Source organism: Paracoccus sp. (in: a-proteobacteria), from assembly GCF_030536915.1.
Classification (GTDB): domain Bacteria; phylum Pseudomonadota; class Alphaproteobacteria; order Rhodobacterales; family Rhodobacteraceae; genus Paracoccus.
This window is the reverse complement of the sequence record NZ_JAUNPC010000045.1, coordinates 14,068-20,899: the sequence shown is the minus strand read 5'-3', so window position 1 is coordinate 20,899 and position 6,832 is coordinate 14,068. Positions and strand designations below refer to the sequence as shown.

The following is a 6,832-nucleotide window of genomic DNA, read 5'->3' as shown; positions in this document are numbered from 1 at the left end:
GCATCCTTCTGGTGCTGTTCGTGGCGCTGATGGCCTCGGGCTTCCTGCTGGCCCAAGGGCGCAACGCGGGCGGCTTTCTGAATGGGCTGCCGATGCTGACGGCCTTTCCGTCCGAGGTGCTGTCCGAGGCTTGGGAGAAGCGTGCGGCCATTCCGGGCCGGATCGCGCAGTTCTTTCCCTCGCTGGTCGAGACGGTCAACATCGCGGCCGTCGCGACGCTGATGGGCGGGATGGCTGCTGCAGTGCTGTCGCTGCTGGCCACGCGCGGGCTGTCGCGCTGGCCGCGGCTGACGCCGGTGTTCCGCCGCCTGATGGACGCCTTCCGCGCCGTGCCCGAGATCGTGATCGCGCTGGTCTTGATCTTCATCCTCGGCGGCGGGCCGGTCCCGGCCGTCATCGCCATCGGGGTCCATACGGCGGGCGCGTTGGGCAAGCTGTTCTCGGAAGTCGCCGAGAACGCCGATGCGAAGCCGGTCGAGGGCCTGCAATCGGTCGGCGCCAACTGGTCGCAGCGGATGTGGCTGGGGGTGATCCCGCAGGTGGCGCCGAACTGGTTGTCCTATGCGCTGCTGCGCTTCGAGATCAATGTCCGCGCCAGCGCCATCCTGGGCTTCGTGGGCGAGGGCGGCATCGGCCATGACCTGAAGCTCGCGATGCAATGGGGGCAGGGGCGCTATGACCAGGTGGTGGCGATCTTCCTGCTGCTGTTCATTACCATCGTCATCATCGACCGCATTTCCGACCGCGCCCGCGCGCGGCTGGTGAAAGGACGCTGACGCCATGTCCACCCTGACCCTGCCCGCGCCCGACCTGTCCCCCGGCATCATCCGCCGCTTTGCCCGCCGCAGGCTGGCCGCGCTGGCTGTCCCGGCGGCGATCCTGGCCTATCTCGCCTATGCCGCCATCGCCTTCGACGTGGCGGGGCTGGCGCAGCGGGCGCGCTGGGACAATGCGGCGATCCTGCTGTCGGACTTCTGGTCCCACAAGACCCATGTGACCCGCGACAACCGCTCGGGCGAGCTGACCGTCGCCATCGAGGGCGAGGCCAAGGGCACCTATCCGCCGGGGATGCTTCCCGACTGGGTGACGGTCGCGGGCGAGGTGACGACCATCGATCTCGGGCAGGGCCATGTCGTGACCTATGACCCGGCAGGCGCCCGCTATGCCGTGCCGGGCTATGGCACCATCGACATCCGCCCGGCCGGGGACGGGCTGGTGCTGGACGCGCCCGAGCCGCTGCCCGAGGGGATCTCCGTCTCGAAGAACCGCATCGCCGTGACGACGGATGCGGGGCGCTTCAACTACACCCGGTCCAAGGTGGAAACCTTCCGCTACCAGCCGGGGTGGGAGTTGTTCTTCTTCACGCTCGACAGTCCCTTCTACGGCAAGGGGCCGCTGGAACTGGCGGCGCTGGCGGTCAGCGGCGAGCGGATCGACCCGGAACGCTCGAACCTCGGCTACATGGCGTCCGAGTTCTGGACCAACAAGATGTGGCGGCATGGCGACGTCGCCAGGGCGATGTTCGAAACTGTGCTGATGGCCTTCCTGGGCACCTTTGGCGCGGCGCTGGTCGCCCTGCCGCTGGGCTTCCTGGCCGCGTCGAACATGATGCCGCTTGGGGCTGTCCGCTTCGGGATGCGGCGGGTGTTCGACTTCATCCGCGGGGTGGATGCGCTGATCTGGACCATCGTGCTGGCCCGCGCCTTCGGGCCGGGGCCGATGACCGGGGCGCTGGCGATCCTGATCACCGACACGGGGTCCTTCGGCAAGCTGTTCTCGGAGGCGGTCGAGAACATCGACGAGAAGCAGGTCGAGGGCGTGCGCTCGACCGGCGCGGACAGCCTGCAGCGGGCGCGTTTCGGCGTGATCCCGCAGGTGGTGCCGGTGCTGCTGTCGCAGGTGCTGTATTACCTGGAATCGAATACCCGGTCCGCGACGATCATCGGCGCCATCGTGGGCGGCGGGATCGGGCTTTTGCTGACGCAGGCGATCATGACCCAGAAGGACTGGGAGGAAGTCGCCTATTACATGGTGCTGATCGTGCTGATGGTGATGCTGATGGACAGCCTGTCGGGCTGGCTGCGGCGCAAGCTCATCAAGGGCGGCTGATTGCGCCGGTCGGACCGCCGGACCGGGGCGCTGCCCCGGACCCCGGGATATTCTTACGAAGAAGAAAAACACCGAGATGCCAAAGCTGTCCGCCATTGAACCGTTCATCCATCCGAATTGCGAGATCACCAATTCGGTTTTTGGAGCTTACTGCGAGGTGGGGCAGGGGTCGCGCGTCCTGAACTCGGATTTCGGCGATTATGCCTATTGCGACCGGCTGGCGGATATCGCCAACACGACGGTCGGGCGCTTCGCCAATATCGCGGCAATGGTGCGGATCGGGCCGACGGACCATCCCTGGACCCATGTGGCGCAGCATCATTTCCTGTATCGGTCGTCATATTACTGGGAGGATGCCGGGGATGACCCCGCCTTCTTCGCCGCCCGCGCGGCGCGGCGCACCATTCTGGGGCCGGACTGCTGGATCGGGCATGGCGCCATCGTCAAGCCCGAGGTCACGCTGGGCGCGGGGGCAATCGTGGCCGCGGGCGCGGTGGTGACGAAGGACATCGACCCCTTCACGATCGTCGCGGGCTGCCCGGCGGTGCCGCTGCGGGCGCGGTTTCCGGCCGAGGTGATCGAGCGCCTGCTGGCGCTGGCCTGGTGGGACTGGGACCACCAGCGCCTGCGCGCGGCGCTGCCTGATTTCCGCAGCCTGAAGGCCGAGGCCTTTCTTGAGAAATACGGCTAGACGCCGTCAGCGCTGACGGTCAGCGTCACCCGGTCGCCCGCGAACCATGTGGTGCCGTATTCGACCGGCTTGCCCTCGGCGTCGATGTTCACGGCGGTGGATCGCAGAATGGGCGCGCCTTGCGGGATCTGCAGCGCCAGCGCCAGCACCGCCTTGGCGAGCTTCGCCGTCAGCCGGGTCTCGGCGCGGGTGTAATCGGTCAGGCCGCAATCGGCCAGCGCCGCCGTGATCGACTGGTGCCGATCCACCGCTGCCAGCAGGCCGGGGAAACGCGCGGCCGGAAAGACCGAACGAAACGCGGCAAGGGGCTGGCCGTCGGCAAGCGAGATGCCCTCGACCACATGGACCTCGGCACCGGGGGACAGGCGCAGCGGCCCGGCCTCGCGGGTGCTGGCGGGACGGGTTTCCAGCCGGGTGATCCGGCGCGACGGCGTGCGGCCGGATGCGGCGACGTTCCGGTTGAAGCGGACCCGGCGCCCCAGCGCGTAATCCGTGGGCCGGGCGGTGACAAAGACGCCCGCGCCGCGCCGGGAATGCACGGTGCCGTCCTGCGAAAGCGCCGCCAGCGCATGACGCACCGTGTGGCGGTTGACGCCGAAGCGGGCCGCCAGTTCCGCCTCGGTCGGCAGCTTGTCCCCGGGGCGGTAAAGACCCTCCGCGATCTCGGCCCGCAGAGTTTCGGCGATCGAGGACCAGAGGGAGGGGCGCGCCATGCTTGTCACCAAGATTTCACACTTCCGCTGTTGAGCCGAGGCAGCGGGACGGTTAGAAGAAGTCTAGTTGTATAGTGAATTGGACAACTTGCCAAGATGTCGAGACAGGTGACGGAAACCGGGCGCAAGGGCTGGATGGCCACGCTTGCCAAGGCGCCGCCCGCGCGGCTGGCCGAACTGATGCCGGAGGTCGCGGCCCATGCGGTCCTGCGCGCGCCCGAGACGGGGGCGGTGATGGTCCGGGGCCGCACGGGCGGGACCGGGGCACCCTTCAACCTGGGCGAGATGACGGTGACGCGCTGCTCGGTCCGGCTGGACTGCGGCGCGGTGGGGCACGCCTGGGTGCAGGGGCGCGACAAGGCCCATGCCACCCGCGCCGCCGTGGCGGATGCGCTGATGCAGACCGGGGCCGCGCCCCGCATCCGGGCCGAGGTGCTGGATGTGCTGGCCGCCGAGGCCCATGCCGCCCGGACCGCCCGTGCCGGAAAGGCCGCGGCGACCAAGGTCGATTTCTTCACCCTTGTGCGTGGAGAGGACTGATGCGGCCGCAATCCCTGATCGGCGGCTTCGCCGACGCCCCTGTGGAAAGCGCCCGCGCCTTCCGCGCCATCCTGGAAGCGATGGCCCGCCCCGGCACGATCCACCCTGTCGAGGGTGCAGCATCCCCCGCTCCGCTGTCGCCCGCCGCTGGCGTGGCGCTGCTGACCTTGGCGGACCCGACGACCCCGCTGTTCCTCGCGGGCGGGGCGGACTGTCCCTACGTGCGGGACTGGGTGGCCTTCCACATCGGTGCCCCATTCGCCCCGGCCGAGGAGGCCGCATTTGCCCTGGGGACATGGGCGGACCTGCAGCCTGTCGCCCGCTTCCGCATCGGGCAGGCGGATTATCCCGACCGCTCGGCCACGCTGATCGTGGAAATGGACCGGCTTGAGGCCGACGGCCCCCGCCTGACCGGCCCCGGCATCCGCGACGCGGCCCGGCTGTCGCTGCCCGAGGTGGCGGCGTTCCAGGCGAACCGCGCGTTGTTCCCGCTGGGCTGGGACTGCATCCTGACCTGCGGCGACCGGCTTGCCGCGCTGCCCCGTTCGACCCGCGTGGAGGCTGCCTGATGTATGTCGCCGTCAAGGGTGGCGAGCGCGCCATCGACAACGCCCATGCCTGGCTGGCCGAGGAACGCCGCGGCGATCCCGCCGTCCCCGACCTGTCCGTTGCCCAGATCCGCGAACAGATGCGGCTGGCGGTGAACCGGGTGATGGCGGAAGGCTCGCTGTATGATCCCGACCTCGCCGCGCTGGCGATCAAGCAGGCGCGGGGCGACCTGATCGAGGCGATCTTCCTGATCCGCGCCTATCGCACGACGCTGCCGCGGCTGGGGGCCTCGCAGCCCGTGGATACGGCGGCGATGGCGGTGGACCGGCGGGTCAGCGCGACCTTCAAGGACCTGCCGGGCGGGCAGGTGCTGGGGCCGACCTTCGACTATACGCACCGCCTGCTCGACTTCAAACTCGCGGCTGAGGACGAGGTGCCGCCCGCGCCCGTGCAGGAGGCGAACCCTGAACCGGTCCCCCATGTCACCGGCTTCCTGAACCGCGACGGGCTGATCGAGGCCGAGCCGCATGACGACAGCGCGCCCCCCGACCTGACGCGCGAGCCGCTGGAACTGCCCGCCACGCGCCCGCTGCGGCTGCAGGCCCTGGCACGGGGGGACGAAGGCTTTATCCTGTCCCTCGCCTATTCCACCCAGCGCGGCTATGGCCGGACGCACGCCTTCGTGGGCGAACTTCGCATCGGCCGGGTGGCAGTCGAGGTGGACATCCCGGAACTGGGCTTCGCCGTCGAGATCGGCGAGGTCGAGCTGACCGAATGCGAGACGGTCAACCAGTTCAAGGGCTCAAAGACCGAGCCGCCGCAGTTCACGCGCGGCTACGGCCTCGTCTTCGGCCAGTCGGAACGGAAATCCATCGCCATGAGCCTGGTGGACCGGGCGCTGCGCTGGCGGGAACTGGGCGAGGAGGATACCGGCGCCCCGGCGCAGGACGAGGAGTTCGTGCTGTATCACTGCGACAACATCCAGGCGACCGGCTTCCTCGAACATATCAAGCTGCCGCATTACGTCGATTTCCAGGCGGAACTGGAACTCGTCCGCCGCCTGCGGACCGAGGCCGCGCCTATGCAGGAGGCTGCGGAATGAACATCGTCTTCGACATCGGCAACGTGCTGGTCCGCTGGAACCTGCACGCGGCCTTCGCGGATCACTTCGACAGCCCCGACCTGATCGACGCCTATCTTGAGGAAGTCGGCTTCCACGACTGGAACCGCCTGCAGGACGGCGGCCGAAGCTGGGCCGAGGCGAGCGCCGATCTGCAGGCCCGTCACGGCGGCCGCGCCCATCCGGCGACCGACTACCCCTTGCGCCACGCCGAGACCATCGCCGAGCCGATCGAGGGCACATGGGCGCTGGTGGGCCGGCTGGCCGAGCAAGGCCACGCGCTTTACGCGGTAACCAACTGGTCGGCCGAAACCTGGCCCGACGCGCAACGGCTGCATCCCCGGCTGACGCAGGTATTCCGCGACATTGTGGTCTCGGGGCAGGAGAAGCTGCTGAAACCCGATGCCGCGATCTTCCGCATTCTCTGCGACCGCAACGGGCTGAACCCGGCGGAGTGCCTGTTCATCGACGACAGCACGGCCAACGTAGCGGGCGCCCGCGCCTTCGGCATGGACGCCGTGGTCTTCACCACGCCCGAGGCGCTGGAAGCCGACCTGACCGAACGGGGGCTGCTGTGAGCGACTACAACTTCGCCTATCTGGACGAACAGACCAAGCGGATGATCCGCCGCGCGATCCTGAAAGGCATCGCGGTGCCCGGCTATCAGGTGCCCTTCGCCAGCCGCGAGATGCCCATGCCCTATGGCTGGGGCACCGGCGGCGTGCAGGTGACGGCGGCCTGCCTTGTGCCCGAGGATCGGCTGAAGGTCATCGACCAGGGCGCCGACGACACCACCAACGCGGTTTCCATCCGCAAGTTCTTCCAGCGCACCGCGGGCGTCGCGGTGACGGAAAGCACCGCCGAGGCCACGGTCATCCAGACCCGCCACCGCATCCCGGAAGCGCCGCTGACCGAGGGTCAGATCCTCGTCTACCAGGTGCCGATCCCCGAACCGCTGCGCTTCCTTGAACCGCGCGAGACGGTAACGCGCAAGATGCACGAGCTTGAGGAATACGGACTCATGCATGTCAAGCTTTACGAGGACATCGCCCGCCACGGCCAGATCGCGACCAGCTATGCCTATCCGGTGATGGTCGAGGGGCGCTATGT

The 6,832-nt window shown here is 68.6% G+C and carries 9 protein-coding genes; 8 read left to right on the top strand and 1 reads right to left on the bottom strand.

Features of this window, described 5'->3' with window-relative positions; genetic code table 11:
* Positions 1 to 2: 2 nt before the first annotated feature.
* From phnE (Q4F04_RS09245) to Q4F04_RS09235, 3 genes are all read left to right on the top strand, one after another.
* On the top strand, positions 3 to 776 hold the full coding sequence (phnE, locus tag Q4F04_RS09245; RefSeq protein ID WP_303369546.1) for a phosphonate ABC transporter, permease protein PhnE: 774 nt from the start codon (positions 3 to 5) through the stop codon (positions 774 to 776).
* A 4-nt stretch (positions 777 to 780) separates the two neighbouring features.
* Positions 781 to 2,109 carry a phosphonate ABC transporter, permease protein PhnE gene (gene phnE, locus Q4F04_RS09240; RefSeq protein WP_303369545.1) on the top strand — a complete coding sequence of 443 codons (1,329 nt, stop codon included), beginning with the start codon at positions 781 to 783 and terminating at the stop codon, positions 2,107 to 2,109.
* 76 nt (positions 2,110 to 2,185) lie between these two features.
* A complete protein-coding gene (locus Q4F04_RS09235) occupies positions 2,186 to 2,800 on the top strand; it encodes a chloramphenicol acetyltransferase (RefSeq protein ID WP_303369544.1) in 615 nt (204 codons plus the stop codon).
* On the opposite strand, the gene phnF is transcribed toward Q4F04_RS09235, so the two are convergent.
* The gene (gene phnF, locus Q4F04_RS09230; protein ID WP_303369543.1) at positions 2,797 to 3,513 is read right to left on the bottom strand and encodes a phosphonate metabolism transcriptional regulator PhnF; all 717 of its coding nucleotides are present in this window, start codon (positions 3,511 to 3,513) and stop codon (positions 2,797 to 2,799) included. The genes Q4F04_RS09235 and phnF overlap by 4 nt on opposite strands.
* 135 nt (positions 3,514 to 3,648) lie before the next feature.
* On the opposite strand from phnF, the gene phnG reads away from it, so the two are divergent.
* The 5 genes from phnG to Q4F04_RS09205 form a co-directional block, all read left to right on the top strand.
* On the top strand, positions 3,649 to 4,053 hold the full coding sequence (gene phnG, locus Q4F04_RS09225) for a phosphonate C-P lyase system protein PhnG (RefSeq protein ID WP_303369542.1): 405 nt from the start codon (positions 3,649 to 3,651) through the stop codon (positions 4,051 to 4,053).
* A complete protein-coding gene (gene phnH / locus Q4F04_RS09220; RefSeq protein WP_303369541.1) occupies positions 4,053 to 4,622 on the top strand; it encodes a phosphonate C-P lyase system protein PhnH in 570 nt (189 codons plus the stop codon). The genes phnG and phnH overlap by 1 nt, the downstream gene beginning before the upstream one ends.
* The gene (locus Q4F04_RS09215) at positions 4,622 to 5,704 is read left to right on the top strand and encodes a carbon-phosphorus lyase complex subunit PhnI (protein WP_303369540.1); all 1,083 of its coding nucleotides are present in this window, start codon (positions 4,622 to 4,624) and stop codon (positions 5,702 to 5,704) included. Before phnH ends, Q4F04_RS09215 begins: the two co-directional genes overlap by 1 nt.
* Positions 5,701 to 6,300, top strand: coding sequence for an HAD family phosphatase (locus Q4F04_RS09210; RefSeq protein WP_303369539.1), 600 nt, complete (start codon positions 5,701 to 5,703; stop codon positions 6,298 to 6,300). Before Q4F04_RS09215 ends, Q4F04_RS09210 begins: the two co-directional genes overlap by 4 nt.
* A partial coding sequence (locus Q4F04_RS09205; protein ID WP_303369548.1) for an alpha-D-ribose 1-methylphosphonate 5-phosphate C-P-lyase PhnJ occupies positions 6,297 to 6,832 on the top strand: 536 nt, incomplete at its 3' end. The genes Q4F04_RS09210 and Q4F04_RS09205, both read left to right, overlap by 4 nt.

Coding starts and splice junctions, on each gene's coding strand:
- Q4F04_RS09210 (WP_303369539.1), top strand. CDS start 5,701: ATGAACATCGTCTTCGACATCGGCAACGTGCTGGTCCGCTGGAACCTG.
- phnG (WP_303369542.1), top strand. CDS start 3,649: ATGGCCACGCTTGCCAAGGCGCCGCCCGCGCGGCTGGCCGAACTGATG.
- Q4F04_RS09235 (WP_303369544.1), top strand. CDS start 2,186: ATGCCAAAGCTGTCCGCCATTGAACCGTTCATCCATCCGAATTGCGAG.
- phnE (WP_303369545.1), top strand. CDS start 781: ATGTCCACCCTGACCCTGCCCGCGCCCGACCTGTCCCCCGGCATCATC.
- phnH (WP_303369541.1), top strand. CDS start 4,053: ATGCGGCCGCAATCCCTGATCGGCGGCTTCGCCGACGCCCCTGTGGAA.
- Q4F04_RS09215 (WP_303369540.1), top strand. CDS start 4,622: ATGTATGTCGCCGTCAAGGGTGGCGAGCGCGCCATCGACAACGCCCAT.
- phnF (WP_303369543.1), bottom strand. CDS start 3,513: ATGGCGCGCCCCTCCCTCTGGTCCTCGATCGCCGAAACTCTGCGGGCC.